The organism is Sorangium sp. So ce887 (genome assembly GCF_051521455.1).
Taxonomy (GTDB): Bacteria; Myxococcota_A; Polyangia; order Polyangiales; family Polyangiaceae; genus Sorangium.
On record NZ_CP150354.1, the window covers coordinates 2,260,780 to 2,281,587 of the forward strand.

Genomic DNA, 20,808 nt, shown 5'->3' on the forward strand with positions numbered 1-20,808 from the left:
GAAGTGCGTAAGCTCAAAACCTTCCGCTGAACGAAAGCCCGGCCACGCCTGGTCCGAGGAGCGGCTCCACGCGTGTGCCCGTGACCGTCTTCGGAGGCTCAGCTTTCATCGTCACAAGCCCGTAGACCAGCGTGCCGACCCCGACCGTTCCGCCCGCCACGAGGCTCCAGAATGCGACGTTGCCGAGTTCGATCTCGTCATACACGGCGTCTTTGAGGTCGCTGCACTTCGGAACGTCCCCCTCGGGGCACAGCTTCTCGCCGTTCCATCGAGTGCGCAGCTCCTTCCTGACCACTTCCGCATCATCGGCTCGTCCGCCGGCGAGCACCGCGAAGACCACGCCCGTCGCGATGCCGGCACCCGCCGCAATCCCGCCTGCGATGAGCACCGGCGTCCGCAGATCAGCGCGCGGCGCCGCCGGCGCCCCCGGCGCCACCACGAAGGGGCGCACTCCTACGCCAGGGGCCGGCGCGCGCTCGAGCTGCACCACCACCGTCTCCGTACGGCCCGCCACCGCCACGATGGGACGCGTCGCAGGCACGTACCCCTCGAGCTTCGCACCGATCTCGTGCTTGCCCGGATCGAAAAACACCCGATCCGGAAGCGGCGCCTTGCCCACGGCCGCCCCGTCGACCGTCACCTCCGCCCCTTGCGGCGCCACCTGCACCGTGACGGATGCGACCTTTGCGAGCGCCTCCTTCAGCGAGGCCTCCGCGCTCTGCCGCTCTTTCACCTTCGTGGCAGGCGCCTCGCGGAGGTACCGCGTCAGGTACTCCGCGGCCTCACGATTCCTGCCCAGCATCAGGCAGGACACTCCCAGATTCGAGGCGATCTGGTAGTGCGGCTTGATCGCCCACGCCGCGAGGAACGACGCGCGCGCATCGGCCCACTTCCCTGCCGCTGCCGCCTGTCTCCCCTCTTCGTAAAGCTGTCGCGCCTTGTCCGTCAGCGCGTCGCTCTCACCAGCCGCGGCCGCTGTGGCTGGCTGCTGTGCGCCCGCCGCTTGCGCCATCAACGCCACGGCCACGCTCCAGCTCCACAGCAGCGGACGCTTCGTCATCGTCGGAGTCATCAGAAGTCTGGCTTCCCTTCGGGGAGAGGCGGCTCGGAGGTGCGCGACGGCGGCACCTTACCCCCCCTGGGCTTCGCTTCAAAGCGCCCCGTCGCGGCCCCACCTCCCTTGGTGTTCCTGGTCCGCCCCGATTGTTGCGTCTTCGGCTCCTCACCCTGCTGCGGCTGCTCCTGCCCCGCCTGCGGCTTCGCCGTCGCCTCCGGCCGCGCCGTCGCCTCCGGCCGCGCCGTCGTGGAAGGCGAGCCCGCCGCCGCCGCGCCGGCCTCGGCGCTCGGCCCTGGCTGCGCTGCGTTCCCCGCGGGCGGCGCCACGCCCGCCCCCGGCGCGTCCGGCGCTGCAGTCCCCACCCCGGGGGCCCGCTGCGATACCAGCACCGCGACCATGCCCGCCACGACCGCGAAGCCGAGCCCCGCGACGGCCAAGATCCACTTCCGCGACGACGCCGGCTTGTCCACGATGACCGGGATCTCGTCGCGCTCCTCCGCGCCGACGACCGGCAACGGCGGCAGCGGCGCCGCCGGCGCGCTCCATGCCCCGCCGCCCGCCGCGCGCCCCGCAACGCCGCCCGCCGCCTGCGCCGGGGCGGCATTCCCCGGGCCCGCCTGGCCCATCCGCACGGGCCCCGTGCCCCCGGCCTCGACCCCCGCCGTCAGCACCGCGCTCCCCAGCAGCTTCTCCGCGTCGATGACCAGCGTCCCCTTCGGTCCAACTTGCTGCGATGCCGGTTGCGACACCGGCCCTCCCGCCGCCCCCCCCACGCCGGCTCCGGCCTCCACCCTCCCGCCGCCCGGCCTTCCCGGCGCATGCGCGTCGTTCCACCCGGGCCCCACACCCCGCTGCGACGGCGGCGTCGACGCCGACACCCGGCGCTCCTGCAGCGCGCCCCCCGGCATCGCGCCCCCCACGCCATGCGCTGGCACCCCCAGCGGCCCCGTCCCTCCCTGCTGCGCCGCGTACCGCTCGCGCCAACCCCCGAACTGCGGCTTGTTGTCCTCCTGCTCGCCCTGCGGCCGCGCCCCGAACACCTTGCGCGCGATCTCCCCCTCGTCCTCCGCGAGGTCCTCGATCCGGATCAGCACCCCGTGCCGATCCTCCATCGTCATGTCGCGCTCCCTCACGAACCGCACCGAGACCCCACCCGGGATATCCGCCTCGCGCCCGCTCGTGATCGACGTCCACTTGATGTTCGACCGGTACAGCACCATCGCGATCTTCGCCGCCGCATGCGCGATCGCGCCGAACGGCTCATCGTGCTTGTGCACGATCACGACGCGCTTTGGCAGCGCCCCCTCGTCGGCCACCCAGTCCCACGTCGCGCTGCTCCGCCGCAGGTACGGCAGATCCCCGAACTCCTCGACATACCGCTCCAGCACGTGCGCCACCCGCTCCGGCGCCTCGCGCACCGCGCCCGCGTACTCGCGGTAGAACATGCCCGCCGACGAGTTGACCTCCGTCGCGTTCATCACATGCCGGTAGAACGTCGCCGACGCCTCCAAGAGCGACGTGTAACCGAGGTCCCGATCCACCGCGACGAGACCGTGCGCGAACGGCGGATTCCCACGGCCGGCGTGATCGATCGCGCCGCCGATCCGGAACCCGAAGATGAGCCCCACCGCGCCGTGCCCCGGCTCATGCTGCGTGTCGTCGCGCGACAGGTTGCCGATCGCGAACGCATGCGTCGCCCCCGTCGCCGGCTCGATGTACTTCATCAGCCGCGCCAGGTGGCTGAAATGCGTCGTCGTGAGCGCCCCCTGGGGCACCTCGGGGCAGTACATGAAATCAATCTGATGCCCAGGGATGTTCCCGTGCAGCACGTGATACCACGACGCCTCCGCAGGCGCGCGATACCGCGGGATCACATACCCCGAGGCGCCCTCGCTACCGTACATTGGGCCTGACCTGCTGCGGCATCTGCGGGGCAGGGAGCTGCGCGGTCCGCGACAGCGCCGGATTCGGCCCCATGTCCTGCTTCATCCGCTGGAGCAGCTGCGGGTCGTACGCGTTCTTCGGGAGGATGCGCTCCACGAAATGCGAGAACAGATGGTGCGTGCTGTGCCCGTAGCTGGCCGAACCGACAAGCACCCGGATATCGATGTGGTTCTTGTACCGCTCCAGGCTGTCGATGAGCGGCTTGTAATACCCGCGCGCCTCCTTCTCCACCTCGGCAGGCGTCCCGGACAGAACATCGGACTTGTTGATGAACAGCACCACCGCCTTGCACGACGCCAGCGTCTTCGGGCTGAAGAAGAACTGCAGCGACTGCGGCTGAAACTCCCGGAGCTGCTCCTGGATCCGCGACGGCTCGAGCTTCTGCCCGTCCTTGCCTGCCAGATCCACCACCATCAGGAGCCCGTGGATCTCCTCCATGATGAGCTCCTGTTGCGCGTCCACGATGTGCTCGCCGCCCCAGTCGCCGACCTCGAACACGTGCTCCGTCAAGACCTCTTTCGTCTGCACGTGGCTCACCGTCCGCTCGTAACGCTCGATCTTCGTGCCCTGCAGCGTGCCGAGATCCACGAGCGGATTCGCCCACTTGAGCGTGAGCGACGTCTTGCCGGTCCACTTGATGCCAAGCGTCAGGATCTTGTACCGCTTCTGCGTGATCTTCGGCCGGCTCTCGAGCTCGCTCTTGTACCAGTCGATCTCCTTCTGCTGAGCGTCGAGCCAGTCGACCTTCTGCCGGTCCTCGCCCCGCGCCATGTCGAGCGACTGCTGGAGCTGAGCGTACTGCGCCCGCACCTGCTCCAGCTGGCCCTTGGCCTGCCGGAGCGCCTCGATGTGCTGGTTCGCGTCCTTCAGCTGCCGCTTCAACGGCATCACCTGCATCAGCAGGAACACGGCGCCTGCGCCGCACGCCACCGCAATCAACCCGAGCACAATCGGTAGAACAACCTGCATGGCTCACAACCCTCGCGCCCCGCCGGGCGGCTCTCCCAAGCTGTCCTGTCCCGTGCGGCCGGAAAACGGCCAGCGCGGGCCGGCCTGAGTCCTGAGCTCTCATCAGACCACGGCTCGCCGCAGCGGACAAGTGCGAGGTAATCCTCGGCACGAGCCGCTCATTCACCGCCCGCCACCGCCCGCCACCGCCCGCCATGGCCCCACACGCGCCACCGCGCCCCACAGACGAGTGCCCTGCGCCCTCGTCGCCGCAGCCCGCTCCCCGCGATGTCCCGCTACCGGCCTGCCCCGCTCACCTCACGCCGCCGCCCTTCCGCGTCACCCGCGGCAGCGCCGTCCTCGTCTCCGGCGCGAGATCCAGCGCGTCCCGCTCCCCGGCCGCGAGCCGCAGCGCGCCCGCATACGCGATCATCGCCCCGTTGTCCGTGCAGCTCGCGAACGGCGGGATGAACAGCGCAAGCCCGCGCCGCTCGCACGCCGCCGCCATCCTCGCCCGGAGGCCCCGGTTCGCCGCGACGCCCCCCCCGAGGACCACCCGCTCGACGCCCTCGGCGCGCGCGGCCCGCACGGTCTTCTGCACGAGCGCGTCGACCACCGCGCCCTGGAACGCCGCGCACAGGTCGTGGAGCGCCTGGCCCTCCGGCCGCCCCCGCTTCGCCACGTGGCGCGCCACAGAGCTCTTGATGCCCGAGAAGCTGAACTCGAGCGACTCCTTCCGCGCCATCAGCGCCGGCACCGCCTCCGCCGCGGCCGCCGCGTCCCCCGTGGCCGCGAGCCGGTCGACCACCGGGCCGCCCGGATACCCGAGGCCGAGCAGCTTCGCCACCTTGTCGAACGCCTCGCCCGCCGCGTCGTCGCGCGTCGCGCCGAGCTCGCGGATCGCGCCGATCGCAGGCCCGTCCACCCGGTAGATCGCCGTGTGCCCGCCCGAGGCGAGCAGCGCGACGTACGGGAACGACGGCCGCGGCTCCGGCGAGGGCAGCAGCGGCGCGCCGTCCCGCCGCAGGAACACCGCGAGCAGGTGCCCCACGAGGTGATCGACGCCGACGAGCGGCTTGCCCGCCGCCCACGCGAGCCCCTTCGCGGCCTGCATGCCGACGAGCAACGCCCCCGCGAGGCCCGGCCGCGACGTCACCGCGACGCCGTCGAGGTCCGCCACGGTCATGCCTGCGCGCGCCAGCGCCTCGCGCACCACCGGGACCACCGCGCGCGCGTGATCGCGCGCCGCGATCTCGGGCACGACACCCCCGTACGGCGCGTGCAGCGCCACCTGGCTGCGCACGACGTCCGAGAGGACGTCGCCCCCCTCGGTCACCACCGCCGCCGCCGTCTCATCGCACGATGTCTCGATCCCTAGAACCCGCATGTTCCCGTCCGCCGCGTCAGCCTGAAGTTGCCGAACACCTGCCGCTGTCCCTCCCCCGGCGCCTCGCCCGACGCGAGCGGCTCCCGGCCCGGCCGGAGCAGGCGGACCTCGACCGACCCGTCCGTGCGCAGCGACAGGATCGCGAGCAGCGGCTCCACCTCCGGATCCGACGCGCTGACAGCGTAGATCGCGTTGCGCTCCCGGCCCTCGCCGAGCTCCAGCCGCGACAGCGGATCGTGGGCGAGCGCGCCGATCGGCCGCAGCGGCGCGCCGTCGAGGAGGCGCCGCTCCGGCGTGGCCCCGTCGGGCGCCTCGTAGGTCCACAGCGCGCCCGGCGGCTCGGGCCCGTCGAGCGCGTCCGCGTCGAGCGACAGCCGCATCTGCACCCGCGGGCTCAGGCCCGCGCGGAACGCGCCGCCCAGCGTGATCGCGCCGCAGTAGGCCTCGCCGTCGGCCGTCGAGAACCGGCTCACGTCGTCGCAGCCGGCCGCCGCGCCCGCGCTCAGGGAGCCGGCCAGGGCGAGCGGCGCGAGCCGCAGCGCGACGCGCCGCGGCCCGGGCAGAGCGGCGCAGCTCAAGGCGCGGCGCTCCGCATCAGCTCGGCCGCGGCCTGGCGCACGCGCGGCTCGGGGTCGCGCGCCGCGAGCTGCTTCAGCACCGGCGCCGCCGCCGCGCGATCCGCCGAGGCGAGGGCGCGCGCCGCCGCCTCGCGCACCAGGGCGTACGCGTCGGAGCGGGCCGCGGCGCCGAGCGTCCCGGCGACCTGACCCGACCTGCCGCCGGCCGGCGCGCCCAGCCGGCCCAGGGCCTCCGCCGCGCGCACGCGGAGCGGCCAGCTGGGCGAGGTCCGCAGGAGCTCCGAGACGGCCGCGATCGTCGGCTCGTGCCGGACCGCGCCGAGCGCCGCGAGCGCCGCCCGCCGCACGCTCTCCTCCGGATCGCCGAGCGCGTCGACCACCGCGGCCTGCGCCTCGGGCTCGGGCCGGGTCGCGAGCAGCTCCACCGCGCGCGTGCGCACCTCGATCGCCGGGTGCCGCACGAGCGCCACGAACCCGCTCACGACCGCGGCCGCGACCCCCTCCACCGCCGCCTCCACCTGCCGCTTCAGCTCCGGGGCGAGCTCCGCGCGCGCCTCCGTGAACGGCGCGAGCCCGAGCGCCGCCCCGCCCCCGGCGGCGCCGCGTTCGCCGCCCGCGTCGCCGGGCACGCCCGCGCCGCGCGACAGGATCGCGTCCGCGACGACAAGCGCCCGCTCCGGCGACGTCGCGACCGCGGCGACCGCCGCCTTCTGGAGCGCCGGGCCGAGCGCCACGAGCGCCGCCGCGCGGTCCTCCGGGCCGGGCGGATCCGGATCGAGCCCCGCGAGCACGTCCTTCACCGTCAGCGCCCCGTCCGGCACGGGCAGCGGCTCGCGCGCGCGCGGGTACTCCCGCCGCGTGAGCGCGACCGCCGCCGACACCGCGGCGGCGCGCAGCCCCTCATCCGACGAGAACGCGCCGGCCGCGATCGCCTGGGCGGGCCCCGGCGAGGCGGACGCGTCGGCCTCGCCGGCGCCGCCGCCGCCGAGCCGCGCGAGCGTGATCAGCGCCGCGCGGCGGAGCTCCGGCTCGCTGGAGTCGGCGAGCGACATGAACAGCGCGGGCCCCTCGCCGCCGCCCCCGAGCTCGCCCAGCGCGCGGACCGCGGCCGCGCGCGGCATGGAGCCGGCCTCGGGCGCCCGCGCGACCGCGGACAGCGCCGCCGCGTGCCTCCGGTCGTGCGTCAGCCCGAGGCCGATCGCCGCGATGGCCCGCACCTCCGGCGCCGGCGATGACAGGAGCCGCGCGAGCAGCGCCTCCGCCTTCGCCGCCGCGGGCCGGCCGCCGCCGGCCGCGAGCCGGGCCACGCCCCAGGTCGCCGCGACCGCGACCGCGTCGTTCGGCAGCACGCTCGCGGCCGCATCCCTCGGCGCGAGCATCTGCTCGTAGCGCTGCAGCATCGCCGGGTCGCGCAGCGCGCCGCACGCGATCATCGCGCGGGCGCGCAGGCCCTTGTCCGCCTGCCCGATCGCGAAGTTGTAGAGCGCCGGCCCGGCGCTCTTGTTCTCGACGTAGGCCAGCACCTCGATCGCGATCTTCTGCTGCGACTCCTTCTCGTCGGCGAGCGCGTCGAGCAGCGGCTTCACCGCGCGCGCGCCGATCTTCGCGAGCTCGGCCCGCGCGGGCGCGCTCGTCGCGCGGTCGTCGGCGCGGACCTTCTGCATCAGGGGGAAGGTCATCGCCCCGTACAGCTCCACGAGCAGCCGCCGGTAGAGCGGCTTCTGCGGGTTGCCGACCGCGACCGGCAGGAGCTCGCGCTCGAGCACCTCGAGCGAGCTCCTGCCGAGGTTCACCTGCATCGACATCCGCGCCGCGCGCGCGACGAGCTCCTCGTCGTTCGACGCCCGCACCACCCGCCGGAAGAGCCGGTCGGCCTCGTCGGCCTGCCCCGCGGTGAGCAGCAGCTCGGCCAGGTCGAAGTAGACGGGGAACAGCCGGTCGTTCTTCGTGAGCGCCTGCCGGTACTCGGCGATGGCGCGCGGGAAATCCTGCCGCCTCCGGTACATGTCGCCGAGCTTCTGGTGGCCGCTCGCGTCCTCGGGCGACAGCTCGACGGCGCGCGCGGCGTACCGGATCGCGTCGTCGTCGCGGTAGAGCTCCGCGGCGTACTGCGCCATGCGCTGGTAGAACTCGCGGGCCCGCTTCGGGTTCACCTCGACGAGCTTGCCCAGCACGTCGATGGCGCCGAGGAGGTTCTGCTGGAGCACGAGCACGCGCTCCAGCGCGAGGAGCGAGTCCTCGTCGCCCGGCGCGGCCTGGACGAGCTTCCGCAGCGTGGCCTCGGCGTCGGGCAGCCGGTGCAGCTTGCGCTGCACCTCGGCGAGCAGCCGCCCCGCTTCCAGGTCGGGCGGGGTCGCGTTGAAGCGCGCGCCGAGCGGCCCGACGCGGCCCGGCAGCTCGTGGGTCAGCGACCAGAGGCTGACGATGTGGGCGCGCGCCTCGCGCGCGAGCAGCTTGTCGTTGCCCGCGCCGGCGAGCAGCTGCTCCCAGAGCTCGCGCGCCTCCCCGTAGCGCGGCGCGGCGTTGCCGAGCGAGCTCGCGGTGCGCTCCAGCGCGATCGCCAGCGCCTTCTTGTAGCGGGCGTTCGCGGGCTCGAGCTGCGCGGCCTCCCGAAGCGCGGCGAGCGCCTCGGCCGCCATGTCGTGGTCGAGGTACACCTCGCCGAGGGTGGCCGCGGCGCGCGCCCGGCTCGGCACGACCTGCTTGATGCGCGCCCAGGTCTCCAGCGCCTTCTTCTTGTCGCCCGCCTGGAAGTACCGATCGCCCAGGTCGACGAGGTGGCTCGGATCGCCGCCCGCGGCCCCGGCGAGCCGCTGGAGCACCTTGAGGGCGCGGTCCTTCTCCTCGACCCGCTCGTAGAAGTCGGCGATGGCCGCGAGCGTCTCGGGCTCGTCCGCGACGCGCCCCTCGAGCTGGGTGAGCAGCGCGAGCGCCTTGGGCCGATCGCCCCGCTGGATGAGCGTCTCGCACAGCTCGAACACGAAGTCGGCGTTGTTCGGGGCCGCCTTGATCAGGAGCTCGTACTCGCGGATCGCGGTGTCGAGCTCGCCGGCGGTCTGGAGCAGGTGGACGAGCCGGAGCCGCGTGTCGATGTGCTTGCCGTCGAGCGCGAGCGCCCTCCTGTAGATCGCGATCGCCTTGTCGACGTCGCCGGTCTCCTCGTACAGCGCGCCCAGGGTCGAGAGCCGCTGGAAGTCCTGCCCCTTCTCGGCCTCGAGGAGGGTGATGAGCTCCGCGAGCTTCCCCTCGGCGCGGAACGCGTCGGTCATGATGAGGAGGATCTCGGCCCGCACCCCCGCGGCGTTGCCGGCGATGGCGAGCGCCCGCTTCAGCACGGCGAGCGCCTCGTCCATCTTCTTCTGCCTGGCGAGCGCCTGCCCGAGGTCGCGCAGCGCCGGCGCGAGCGCCCGGTTGTCGCCGGTCGCGGCCTTCACGAGCTCGCGGAACTCGGCCTCGGCGCGCGCGTGGTGTCCGCGCGCGGAGAGCTCGCGCCCGAGCTCCGCCTTCACGAAGAGCGAGCCCTGCGCGTTCTTCACGAGCGCATCGTGCTGCGCCTTGGCCGCGTCGAAGTCCGAGAGGTCGAGGCAGAGCGCGAGCAGCGTGCGCCGGGTCTGCTCGACGTCCGCGGTGACCTTGAGCAGCGGCAGCGCCTTCTCGTAGTGCGCCCGCGCGCGGGCCTTGTCGCCGCGGTCCGCCTCGAGCTGGGCGAGCGCCATCATCGCCGCCGGGTCCGCCGGCCGGTCCGCGATGGCGGCCTCGTACGTCTTGATGGCGTCGTCGTAGCGCCCGTCCTGCTTGTAGATGCCGGCGAGCACCACCTTGGAGGCCCAGGCGCCTTCGCCGGGCTGCGCGGCGCGGCGCTCGAACTCCTCGACGAGCTTCTTCAGGTTCCCGTCGCGCTCGCGGTAGAGCTGGGCGAGGCGCTGGAGCGGGAACGGCGCGCTCGGCTGGCTCATGACGATGGCCGTGTAGCGTGCGATCAGCGCGTCGCTCGACGGCCCGTCCCGCTTCGCGTCGCCGCTCTCGCCTGCCTCGGGCTTCGTCTGCGGCCGCGGTCCGGGCTGCGGCCGCGGTCCGGGCTGCGGCCGCGCGGCGGGGCCCGGCTTGCCGCCGCCGGGCTTCGGGGCCTTGGGCCTGGGCCGCTTGCCGCGGCCGGAGGGATCGAAATCCGCGGCCGCGGCGTGCGGGACCGCGAGCGTCGCGGCTGCGGGGATCAGGACCGCGAGGCAGCCGGCCAGAACAAGGGATCGCACGGGGGTAGGGTAGACCGGCGGTGCGCGGCGGGCCACGCGGAGCGGCGGCAGCGCCTCCAGGAAGGGGCGCGGTCCGGGCGCCGCGGCGCGCCGGGCGGGTGAGCTCGGCAGGCGCCCCGTGCCGTCCGGCGGAGGGCTTTACCCCCAGGACGCGGGCGGAGACAGTCCCCTGCGCGGAGCGGACGAGTACGACACGCCCATCCAGTCCGGCGACCTGAACGACGTCTTCAATGACGTGACGCGCTTGTTCCGGAACTTCTTATCTGCCGCCCTCGAGGACAAGCTCTTTCTCTTCGTCACGGTGATGTCCTATCAGGACCCCGCCGGCCGGGAGCCGGAGAAGCCCTATCACGGCTTCATCCTGGGCCCTGCCGGCGCCGCGCCCGTGCACGCGCTGGGGCAGCCTCCTTCGACGAAAGCGCGCCTGGGTGAGCCCGGTCGATGAGGCCCTCTCGGGAGCCGAGGACGGACGCTCGCGGGAATGACCGCTCCGGACACGCGTTGTGGTACGGAGCACAATGTCCTGCACACCTTTCCATCGCCCCGCGACAAACCTTCCCCGGTACCTCGCAACGGTTGCCTTGCTTACAAGATAAATTGCTGCCTGGAAGCGGCGCGGTTCTGGATATCCTCGGCCACTGCGATGGGTTCCGACGCACCGCACTGGCGAGCGCTGCGGCTCCGGAGCCGCCGCGGGGGTACCGCTGATGCGCGCAGGTGACGTCGTCGGCAACCGCTTCGAGATCGAGGGCCACGCGACCGCCGGCGGCATGGCGCAGGTCTTCCGCGCCCGCGACCGGCTCACCGGCTCGCCGGTCGCCGTGAAGATCCTCCAGCGCAAGGGCCCCCAGGAGATGCTCCGCTTCGTCCGGGAAGCCCAGGCGCTCGCCACGCTCCATCACCCCGGGATCGTCGGGTACGTCGCCCACGGCACGACCGAGGGCGGCGACCTCTTCCTCGCCATGCAGTGGCTCGCCGGCGAGACGCTCGCCGAGCGCTTCCTCCGCGAGCCGCTCACCGTGACCGAGAGCCTCGCGCTCGGCGCGCGCGTCGCCGCCACGCTCGGCGCCCTCCACCGGCTCGGCATCGTCCACCGCGACCTCAAGCCGAGCAACCTCCTGCTCGTCGGCGGCTCCGTCGACGAGGTCACCCTGCTCGACTTCGGCGTCGCGCGCGTCGCGGAGGCGGGCCAGGAGCTCACCATGCCGGGCGTGATGCTCGGCACCCCCGGCTACATGGCCCCCGAGCAGGCGCGCGGCGAGCTCACCATCGACGCCCGCGCCGACGTCTTCGCCCTCGGCTGCGTCCTCTACCGCTGTCTCACCGGCCGGCCCCCGTTCGTCGGCAACGACGGCCTCTCCGTGCTCGTGAAGGTCCTCCTCGAGGATCCGCCGCGGCTCCGGGAGCTCCGCGGCGAGGTGCCCGCCGCGCTCGACGACCTCGTCACCCGCATGCTCGCCAAGGCCCCGCGCGACCGCCCTCGCGACGGCGCGGCCGTGGCCGCCGAGCTCGCGTCGCTCGGCGATGTCGCGCCCGGCTCGCGGCGCGGCCTCCCCTCGCCGATCGGCGGCCCCGCCCCCGAGCTCACGACCGGCGAGCGACGGATGATCTGCCTCCTCCTCGCCCGCGACGGCGCGCTCGACAGCGACGCGACCCGGTCCGAGGGCGAGGACGCGCTCCGGGTGCGCGCGCTCAGCGCCCTGGCCGAGCGCCACCAGGGCCGCCTCGAGATCATCGAGTCGCGCTCCCCCGTCGTCGTGCTGTCCGGCGCCGTCGCGCCGACCGATCTCGCCGCCCGGGGGGCGCGGTGCGCGCTCGCGATGCAGGTGCTGCTCGGCGGCGCGCCGGTCGCGCTGGTCTCGGGGCGCACCGAGCTCACCGCCCGCTCCCCCATCGGCAACCTCATCGATCAGGCCGCCGCGCTCCTCGCCGGCGACGCGGCGCGGCCCGGCGTCGTCCGCATCGACGAGGTCACGGCCGGCCTGCTCGGCGCGCGGTTCGATCTCGCATCGGATCACGCCGGCCACCTCCTGCGCGGCGAGCGCGACGACCTCGAGGTCGTGCCGCGCCTGCTCGGCAAGCCGACGCCGTGCGTGGGCCGCGACCGCGAGCTGTCCCTCCTGGAGGCGACCTTCGTCCAGTGCATCGAGGAGCAGACCCCGTCCGCGGTGCTGGTCACGGCCCCCGCCGGCCTGGGCAAATCGCGCCTGCGCACCGAGCTGCTCCGGCGCCTCCGGGCGCGGGGCGAGCCGATGGAGGTCTGGATCGCGCGCGGCGATCCGATGAGCGCCGGCGCCGCCTTCGGCCTCCTGGCGCAGGTGCTCCGGCGCGCGCTCGGCGTCGCCGACGGCGCGCTGGCCGCGGCGGTGCAGCGCAAGATCCGCGAGCGCGTCGGTGGCCACGGCGCGCACGGCGCCCGCCTCGCGCCGTTCCTCGGCGAGCTCGTGGGCGCGCCCTTCCCGGACGAGGAGAGCGAGGCGCTCCGGGTGGCGCGCCGGAGCTCCGTGCTCATGGGCGATCAGCTGCACCTCGCCTGGGAGGAGTTCCTGCGCGCCGAGTGCGCGGCGCAGCCGGTGCTGCTCGTGCTCGAGGACCTGCACTGGGGCGACCTGCCCACGGTGACCATGATCAACAGCGCCCTCCGCAACCTGCGCGACGCGCCGTTCATGGTGCTGGCGCTCGGCCGGCCCGAGGTGCGCGAGATGTTCCCGAAGCTATGGGCCGGCCGCGGCGTGCAGGAGGTCGAGCTCACGGGGCTCTCGCGCCGCGCCAGCGAGCGGCTCGTGCGCCAGGCGCTCGGCAACGCGGTCACCGACGAGGTCGTCGCCACGCTGGTCGAGCGCGCCGACGGCAACGCCTTCTTCCTGGAAGAGCAGATCCGCGCCGCGGCCGAGGGGCGAGGCGCCGCGCTGCCGGAGACGGTGCTGGCGATGGTGCAGGCGCGGCTCGAGGCGCTCGACCCCGAGGCGCGGCGTGTGCTCAGGGCGGCGAGCGTCTTCGGCCAGAGCTTCCGGCCCGCCGGCGTCGCCGCGCTGCTCGGCGGCGCCGACGCCGAGGTGGCGGACCGGCTCGCCGAGCTCGTCGAGCGCGAGGTGATCGTCGCGAGGCGGCAGCCGGGTCGGGGCGGCGCGCGCGGCGAGGGCCCCTCCTCCGCCGGCTCTTCCTCCCCGCCGCGCGCGGTGCTCGGCGACGGGCCCGAGCGCGACGCGTCGCCGGCGTGCGAGGCCGCGGCGCTCGATCTCGACCTGCCGGGCGAGGCGGGCACGACAGAGCCCGAGCACAGCTTCCGGCACGGCCTCGTGCGCGAGGCGGCGTACGGGGCGCTGACCGACTACGACCGGCAGCTCGGCCACCGGCTGGCGGGCGAGTGGCTGGAAGGGGAGGGGAAGGGCGACGCGGCGGAGCTCGCGGAGCACTTCGAGCGCGGCGCCGAGCCGGGGCGGGCGGCGGCGTGGTACCGGCGCGCGGCGGAGCAGGCCCTGCGCGGCAACGACCTCCTCGCCGCGATCCGCCACGCCGAGCGCGGCCGCGCGTGCGGCGCCGCCGGGGCGGAGGCGGGCGGGCTGCTCCTCGTCGAGTCGGAGGCCCGCGTGTGGCGCGGCGATTTCGCCTTGGCCGAGCAGCGCGCGCTCGAGGCGATCGCGCTGTTCGAGCCGGGCTCGCCGTCCTGGTACTCCGCCGTGACCGAGGTGGTGATGTCCGCTGGCAAGCAGGGGGCCCTCGATCGCGTCGAGTCCTGGGTGGTGACGGCGCGGGGCGCGTCGCCCCGCGAGGGCGCGCTGACCCGGAGGGACATCGCGCTCGTCGAGGGGGCCCTCTGGCTCGTCTTCGGCGGCCGTTACGCCGCCGCGGACGGGATCATCGCCGCGCTCGAGCGCAGCGAGGGGGAGGGCCGAGCGCTCGACGTCGAGGTGCTCGCCAGGCTCTACGAGGCGCGCGCCATCCGCGCGATGACCTCCGGCGACCCCGGGGCCTGCCTGGAGGGCATCGAGGCGGCGCTCGCGGTGTTCGAGCGGAGCGGCGACCGGCGCAACGCCTGCTCGCTGCGGGTGAACCTGGGCGCCATCACCATGGAGCTCGGCGACTACGAGGGGGCCGAGGCCGCGCTGCGCGCCGCGCTGCGCGCCGCGGAGCAGATGGAGCTCACGGATCTGGCCGCGTTCGCCCGCAGCAACCTCGGCAACGTGATGATCGCCCGCGGCGATCTCGACGAGGGGCGACGGGTCGAGGCGGAGGCGATCGCGACGTTCCAGCGGCTGGGCGATCCGCGGGCCGAGGGGGTCGCCCGCGCCTACCTGGCGAAGGCGGCGCTGCTCGGCGGCGACCTCGCCGCCGCGGAGGCCGAGGCCCGCGCGGCCGCGGAGCTCCTGCAGAGCGCGCCGCCGCTGCGCGCCGCGGCGTGGGCCCTCTCCGCGCGCGTGCTGCTCCGGAGGGGCCGCGCCGACGAGGCGCTCGCGCTGTCCGGCGAGGCGCTCTCCCTCCTGGAGTCGCTCGGCGCGGTCGAGGAGGGCGAGTCGCTGATCCGGCTCGTCCGGGCCGAGGCCCTCTTCGCGAGCGGCAGGCACGATGAAGCGATCGCCGCGATCGCGCGGGCGCGCCACAGCGTGCTCTCCCGCGCCGGGCAGATCTCGAATCCTCGCTACCGGGCTCAGTTCCTCTCGTCGCTCGACAACGGCGAGACGCTCGCGCTCGCGGCGCGGTGGCTCGGCGACAGCGATGCTTCGTGACGTTGCGATCCGCCGTACGTAGGACTCCCTGCCAGCGGCTCTCCCGGGGTCCGCGCGCCGCCCACGAGCGCGCCTGATCGGCCGCTCTCTCGCTGCTTTCGCGAGCTCACCGCAGGCGCAGAATCTTAAGTTTTCTCCTGAAAATGCGTTGAGGAAATTCCCGATGCGTGTTTCATTTGTGTTGAGGGGGCTATGCGAAATCGTATCGTACTCGCGATCTCGTTCCTGGGCCTGGTGAGTGTCTGCTTGCCGGCCTGTATCAATGAAGCCGATCCTGTCGAGGAGGACAGCGAGACGGCGGCGCAAGCGGTGTTCACGCGGAACGCGTTCACGAATAACGCGCTCACGGCCAGCGCGCTCACGACGGACAGGCTCGCGACGGGGGCGCTCACGGGCAACCCGCTGACGAGCGCCGCGATCGCGAGCAGCAGTGATGTCATGAGCGCGCTGCGGGATCCCCTGGCCCGCGAGTTCCTGACCTACGTGGCGGGCTGCGCGCTCCCTGCGGGGCAGTCCGTGGAGGTCTCGCTGGACGGCGAGACTCACGTATTCGAGGGGGACGTCGGTCTTTCGCCCCAGTGGGGCAGGGCGCGCGGGCACTGCAACGCACGATGTCAGGGCTGGGTGTCGGCCTGCATGCTGGCCAGGGTCAACCACCTCGGGGAGAGCCTCCCCATCTCGATGCGTGGCCAGAACAAGGCCCTTGACGCGGATCCCGCCGAGCGGGAGTCCTTCCCTCACCGGGAGGGGGCCTACTTCGGCGATCTCTTCGCGCCGGAGCAGCTCCGGTTCGCGTGCAGGTCGCCCGGGGCGACGCTCATCCGCCGCGTGTGCGGCGGGGCGGGCGTGGACACGCAGGACTGCGTCGTCGACGTCCTCGGCGGGTGCGACGCGCACTGCGGCGCGCCGGCGTCGGACGGCAGCTTCCGGAACTGCGCCGGCGGCGGCCACAAGATGCCGACGACGGTGACGATCTACCGGCAGTAGCCGCGCGCGCCGGTCCCTGACCTCCTGAACAAGGACGAGGCTGGCCAGCGCGGCACTCACGCCGTGATCTGCGGGCATCGTCGTCTCTCTCCCGCCTCGGCCCGGCCCATTCGCGGCGGGCGTCTCTCCCGCGACGGCTCCCCGCTTTCGTACTAGAGTCGCGCCGCCATGAACCGAAGGCCGCCCGCCCTGCTCGCCTGTCTGCTCCTCGCCGCCTGCGCCTCCCCGGAACCCCGGCCCAAGGAGCCCCTCGGCCAGATCCCCGAGGCGACGACCACGGCGAAGCCCGAGTGGCTCCCGTTCCGCATCCGCGCCGGCAAGAGCGTCGCCGCCGACCCGCGCGAGAAGCACCTCGCCGACCTCCGGCAGCTCACCTTCGGCGGCGAGAACGCCGAGGCCTACTGGTCACCCGACGGCAGGAAGCTCGTTTTCCAGTCGACCCGCGACGGCAACAAGTGCGATCAGCAGTACGTCATCGACCTGGAGAGCGGCGAGATCCGCCGGGTCTCGAACGGCCAGGGCAAGACGACCTGCGGCTATTTCCTCTTCCCGGCGCCCCCGGCCCCGGCGCAGCCGCGCGTCCTCTTCGCCTCCACGCACGCCGCCGGCGAGGCGTGCCCGCCGAAGCCCGACCACTCGCAGGGGTACGTGTGGCCGCTCGACGAGTTCGAGATCTACACCGCGAACGCCGACGGCTCGGATCTCCGCCCCCTCATCCAGGGCAAGGGCTACGACGCCGAGGCGACCGTCGCGTTCGACGGCTCGCGCCTCGTGTTCACGAGCACGCGCGACGGGGACATCGAGCTCTACACCGCGAAGCTCGACGGCTCCGATGTCCAGCGCATCACGAGCACGCCCGGCTACGACGGCGGCGCCTTCTTCTCGCCCGATTCGACCAAGCTTGTCTGGCGGGCGAGCCGCCCGACCGGCGCGGCACTCGACGACTACCGCGCGCTGCTCGCCAAGGGGCTCGTGCGCCCCAGCGCGCTCGAGATCTTCGTCGCGAGCGCCGACGGGCAGAACCCGCGCGCGGTGACGCGGAACGGCCGCGCCAATTTCGCGCCCTACTTCCTGCCGGACTCCCGGCGGCTCCTCTTCGCCTCGGATTTCAGCACCCCGCAGGGCGCCCGGGGCATCCCGAACTTCGACCTCTACCTCGTCGACTCCGAGGCGCCGCCGGGGCCGGACGGCGTGCCGCCCGTCGAGCGCGTGACGTTCTACGACGGCTTCGACAGCTTCCCGATGTTCTCGCCGACCGGCGAGCACGTCGTCTTCGCCTCGAACCGGTACGGCGCGAAGCCCGGCGAGACCAACCTGTTCGTGGCCCGCTGGGTCGAATGACCGCGCCGCCGTCGCGGACTCGCGCGCCGATCGCCCTGGCGTCGGCGTGCGCGCTCGCGGGCTGCTCCAGCGCCCCCGCGCAGCCGGCCCGCCCCGCCGCGGCCGCGCTCCCCTCGGCGGACATCGCGGGCGCGGCCTACGCCTCGCCGGCGCGCTGGAGCTATCACCCGGCGCCGCCCGAGGCCGCGGTCGCGTGGGCGCCGTTCGCCGGCTCCGGCTGCGTCGTCGTGGCCCAGGGCGGCCAGCGCTGGACGGTGACGCCCGATCCCCGCGCGTCCGCGCCGCCGCCGGGCGCCGGCGCGCAGCCCGGCCGCTGCGCGGGGCAGGGCAGGACCAGCGCCTCGCCCGCGCCCGAGGAGCTCACCGCGATCGTGCGGCGCTCGCCGGCCTCCTGGGGGTTCGTCGGCGCGAGCGGGGCGATCTACGAGGCCTCCTCGCCGCTCGGCCAGTTCACGCGGGCGCTGTCCCCGCCGGAGCCGCTCGCGCAGCTCGCGGGCGCCGGCGGCTCGCTGATCGGGGTGACCCGGGGCGGCGGCGTGCTCCGGTGGCGCGAGGAGCTCGGGTGGAAGCCGGTCCTGCTCGACGGCGCCGCGGCGCAGACCGGGGCTCTGCCGCGCGCCTTCGGCGTCGCCATGGCCGAGGGCGGCCGCGCGCTCGCGCTCGCGCTGCCCGAGGCGCTGTTCGCGAGCGAGGACGGCGGGGTCACCTGGGCGCGCGCGCCGCTCCCGACGATGGGCCTCTCGCGGGTCGGCGTCCTCGGCGGCGAGCTCCTCGCCGAGGGGCTCCTCGCGTCGGCGACCTGGGATCCGCGGCGCGCGCCGGCGTTCTCGCGCAGCGCGGCGACGCTCCCGCGCGCCGACGTCGAGCTCGCCATCGCGGCCCCGCGCGCCCCGTCCGCCTCCTCGATGGGGTTCGGGCGGGCGGCGATCACCGGCGACCGCTACGTCGAGGCGGTGCGCCCGGACGACGCCGGCGCGCCGTGGCTCCTCGCGAGCGGCCCCATCGACGGCCCGCTCAAGGAAGCGCCCCTGCCGGGCACGGGCGAGTGCGGGAGCATCAAGCTCGGCGCGAGCGGCCGGCGCATCGTCGCGGTGTGCTCCGAGCCGGACGGCGACCGCATCGTGGCGCGGGTGCTCCGCAGCGAGGACGGCGGCGGCGCGTGGTCGCCGGCCGCCACGCTGGAGACGCCCGACATCGACCAGGTCGGCGTCGCGGTGGCGCCCGAGGGCGCGGCGCTCCTGACCGGCGTCTGCAAGCCGAGCGACGGCGCGGACAGCTGCAAGCCGACCGCGCCGCTGCTCCTGACCCGCGAGGGCGAAAGCGACGAGCGCGACGCGGTGGCCCTCGCGGCGGCCCCCACGCTCGGCGCCCCCGCCGTGCTGCCCGCGTTCTCGGCGGACGGGCGCTCCGCCTACTTCCTCGGTTACCGCGGCAAGGACGAGCGCCTTGCGCTGTTCGTCTCGCACGACGGCGGCGAGACCTTCGCGCCGCGCTCGCTCGACACGACCGCCGCGGCGTCGCCGGCGCCCCGGGGCGACGGCGCCGAGGACGAGGAGGAGGACGCCGAGGGCGGGCCGGGCGACGGCGCGTCGCCCGAGGGGCTCGAGATCGTCGAGGAGAGCGCGCTGCGCCCCGCGGACGACGGCACCGTCGGCCTGCTGCTCTCGGACCGCGGCTCGCTCACGTACCTGACCGCCGACGACGACGGCCGGGTGCTCACGGTGGCGGCCACGCCGGCGGACGCCGCGGCGCTCGCCGGCTTCGGGCGGCGCGTGGTCGCGCTGGCGGCGCGGTCGTCGCGCGCTGGCGGCGAGGACGTCGCGGCGCTCTGGGAGTCGCTCGACGGCGGCGTGACCTGGGCGGAGCTCCCGGAGATTCCGGCGCTCTCGCGCGAGCTCTCCCAGGCCCCGATCGCCTGCGGCGCGAGCGGCTGCCTCTTCGGCGACGTCGCGACCCGCGTCGGCTGGGGCGGCCAGGCCGAGGGCGCGCCGCCGCGCGCGCCTGAGCCTGCGCCGCGCGCCCAGCCTGCCGTGCGCGCGCCCATCGTCTGCGAGACGCTGCCGTCCTCGAAGTGGACGCGCATCGACCACGTCGACTCGAGCGGCCTCGGCCTGCCCGACGGCGACGAGCTCCTGCGCGGCCGGTCGGTCTGGTCGTTGCTCACGCGCGCCCCGAGCGGCGCCATCGACGTCGTCTCCGCGGTGCTCCCCGAGTCCGGCGCCGGCGAGGCGCGCGTCATCACGCGACCGCTGTTCCCCGCGGTGCCGGCGGGGGCCGGGAGAGCGCGGGTGGCGACCAACCTCACCCTGCAGATGGAGGGCTACGCCGCGGCGCGCGTGCGGATCCCCGGCGGCGCGGCGAAGCCCGGCGCGCCGATGCGCAACGTCGAGGTCGCCTGGGAGAACTGGATGGACGGCACCTCGGGCCGCGGCGTGATCCCCGACGCCGGCCCGTTCGAGCTCGGCGACGTGAAGGTCGCTCCGGACGCCGCGCGCCAGCCGCCGGCGGGCGCGCGCCCTCAGCCCGGCCCTCAAGGCGCGGCCCCGCGCCGCGCGCCGCCTCCCGAGGATTTCTTCGATCCCGCGCTCCTGTCGGTCTCGCTGGGCGGGCTCTTCGTCCGCCCGCACTCCGGCAGCGCGCACTCGGCGCTCACGTTCTTCTACGAGCCGTCCGGCAAGCTCCAGCGCTTCGACTTCCCGTCCTGGCCCGCGTCGGGCCTCCACGGCAGCCTCGACGTGCGTGCCGACGCCGTCTTCGCGGACGGCCGGCCCGTCGGCGTGGGGATGGTCCGGCAGGCGTCGAGCGGCCCGGTGACGGGGATGCTGCTCGCCCACCGCCCGGCCCCGGCGCCCTCTGCCGGCGCGTCCACCTCACCGGGCCCAGGCGCCGCGTGGGCGATCGACGCCGTGACCGTCGCGCCTCCCGCGGGCCGCGATCGGGTCGTGCACACCGACTGGACCTATGCTGGCAAGTCGATCGGCGTCACGACGCTGGTCGCCGATCCAGGGCATGCGATCGCCTGGGCCGTCTTCCAGCCCTTCCGTGGAGACGGAACGCTCGGCCCTGCGCAGCCGTTGCCGACGCCGTTCGATCTCGGCGACGTGCCGCGCCCGTGCGCTGCCGCCGATCGCGCGGCGACCGCGCGCCACGAGGCGCCGCTTTTCCTGGGCAGCGAGGCCCTGTTCCCGGGCACGCGCCACCCCGTCGTCGTCACCGACGCCGCTGGCCCCTCCGGCGCGCCCGAGGTGATGGTGCTCCTGACCGCCTCCACGGTGCTCCACGGCACGCCGGCCGCGCCGTGCGTCGCCGGCTGGGACGCGCGGGCGATCGGGCGGGCTCCCCTGTCCGCGATCCTCCCCGGCGATCTCGCGCGGTCGTGGCTGTTCCGGGCCGCAGCGAGCTCGTCGGGCGCGAGCGGCGCGGGCGGCACGGCCGTCGAGCTCCGCCCGATGGCCTGCCGCTTCGATCCGGGCGCGAAGGTCCCGGAGGCGGTATGGAGCGAGCCGGCCACGGCGCGCCCCGATGGCTGAGAGCGACGGCCCAAAAAGGATGAATGAAACGAAGCAGATCGTACGATGAAACGATC

Annotated in this window: 11 protein-coding genes; 5 read left to right on the forward strand and 6 right to left on the reverse strand. The window is 74.6% G+C overall.

The genetic code is table 11. From position 1 onward, the window contains the following. Positions 1-13: 13 nt before the first annotated feature. From WMF36_RS08500 to WMF36_RS08525, 6 genes are all read right to left on the reverse strand, one after another. Positions 14-1,060 carry a PEGA domain-containing protein gene (locus WMF36_RS08500; protein ID WP_437579114.1) on the reverse strand — a complete coding sequence of 349 codons (1,047 nt, stop codon included), beginning with the start codon at positions 1,058-1,060 and terminating at the stop codon, positions 14-16. A gap of 11 nt (positions 1,061-1,071) precedes the next feature. Next, positions 1,072-2,961 (reverse strand): hypothetical protein, encoded by a 1,890-nt coding sequence (locus WMF36_RS08505; RefSeq protein ID WP_437579115.1) that lies wholly within the window; start codon positions 2,959-2,961, stop codon positions 1,072-1,074. Next, positions 2,951-3,970 carry a hypothetical protein gene (locus WMF36_RS08510; RefSeq protein WP_437579116.1) on the reverse strand — a complete coding sequence of 340 codons (1,020 nt, stop codon included), beginning with the start codon at positions 3,968-3,970 and terminating at the stop codon, positions 2,951-2,953. Before WMF36_RS08510 ends, WMF36_RS08505 begins: the two co-directional genes overlap by 11 nt. Before the next feature lie 292 nt (positions 3,971-4,262). Beyond that, positions 4,263-5,336 carry a tRNA (adenosine(37)-N6)-threonylcarbamoyltransferase complex transferase subunit TsaD gene (tsaD, locus tag WMF36_RS08515; protein WP_437579117.1) on the reverse strand — a complete coding sequence of 358 codons (1,074 nt, stop codon included), beginning with the start codon at positions 5,334-5,336 and terminating at the stop codon, positions 4,263-4,265. Further along, positions 5,324-5,914, reverse strand: coding sequence for a hypothetical protein (locus WMF36_RS08520; RefSeq protein ID WP_437579118.1), 591 nt, complete (start codon positions 5,912-5,914; stop codon positions 5,324-5,326). The genes tsaD and WMF36_RS08520 overlap by 13 nt, the downstream gene beginning before the upstream one ends. Further along, positions 5,911-10,167, reverse strand: a complete 4,257-nt coding sequence (locus tag WMF36_RS08525; RefSeq protein WP_437579119.1) for a HEAT repeat domain-containing protein — start codon at positions 10,165-10,167, stop codon at positions 5,911-5,913. The genes WMF36_RS08520 and WMF36_RS08525 overlap by 4 nt, the downstream gene beginning before the upstream one ends. 118 nt (positions 10,168-10,285) lie before the next feature. Between WMF36_RS08525 and WMF36_RS08530 the strand changes: the two genes are divergently transcribed. The 5 genes from WMF36_RS08530 to WMF36_RS08550 all read left to right on the forward strand — a co-directional run bounded on the left by WMF36_RS08530 (position 10,286) and on the right by WMF36_RS08550 (position 20,752). After that, positions 10,286-10,612 (forward strand): hypothetical protein, encoded by a 327-nt coding sequence (locus WMF36_RS08530; protein WP_437579120.1) that lies wholly within the window; start codon positions 10,286-10,288, stop codon positions 10,610-10,612. Between the two features lie 262 nt (positions 10,613-10,874). Beyond that, positions 10,875-14,894 (forward strand): protein kinase domain-containing protein, encoded by a 4,020-nt coding sequence (locus WMF36_RS08535; protein WP_437579121.1) that lies wholly within the window; start codon positions 10,875-10,877, stop codon positions 14,892-14,894. Between the two features lie 192 nt (positions 14,895-15,086). Further along, positions 15,087-15,881: a hypothetical protein gene (locus tag WMF36_RS08540; protein ID WP_437579122.1), complete on the forward strand. Its 795-nt coding sequence runs from the start codon at positions 15,087-15,089 to the stop codon at positions 15,879-15,881. Between the two features lie 168 nt (positions 15,882-16,049). Next, positions 16,050-17,222 carry a TolB family protein gene (locus tag WMF36_RS08545; protein ID WP_437579123.1) on the forward strand — a complete coding sequence of 391 codons (1,173 nt, stop codon included), beginning with the start codon at positions 16,050-16,052 and terminating at the stop codon, positions 17,220-17,222. After that, on the forward strand, positions 17,219-20,752 hold the full coding sequence (locus WMF36_RS08550; RefSeq protein WP_437579124.1) for a hypothetical protein: 3,534 nt from the start codon (positions 17,219-17,221) through the stop codon (positions 20,750-20,752). Before WMF36_RS08545 ends, WMF36_RS08550 begins: the two co-directional genes overlap by 4 nt. The last annotated feature ends 56 nt before the right edge of the window (positions 20,753-20,808 follow it).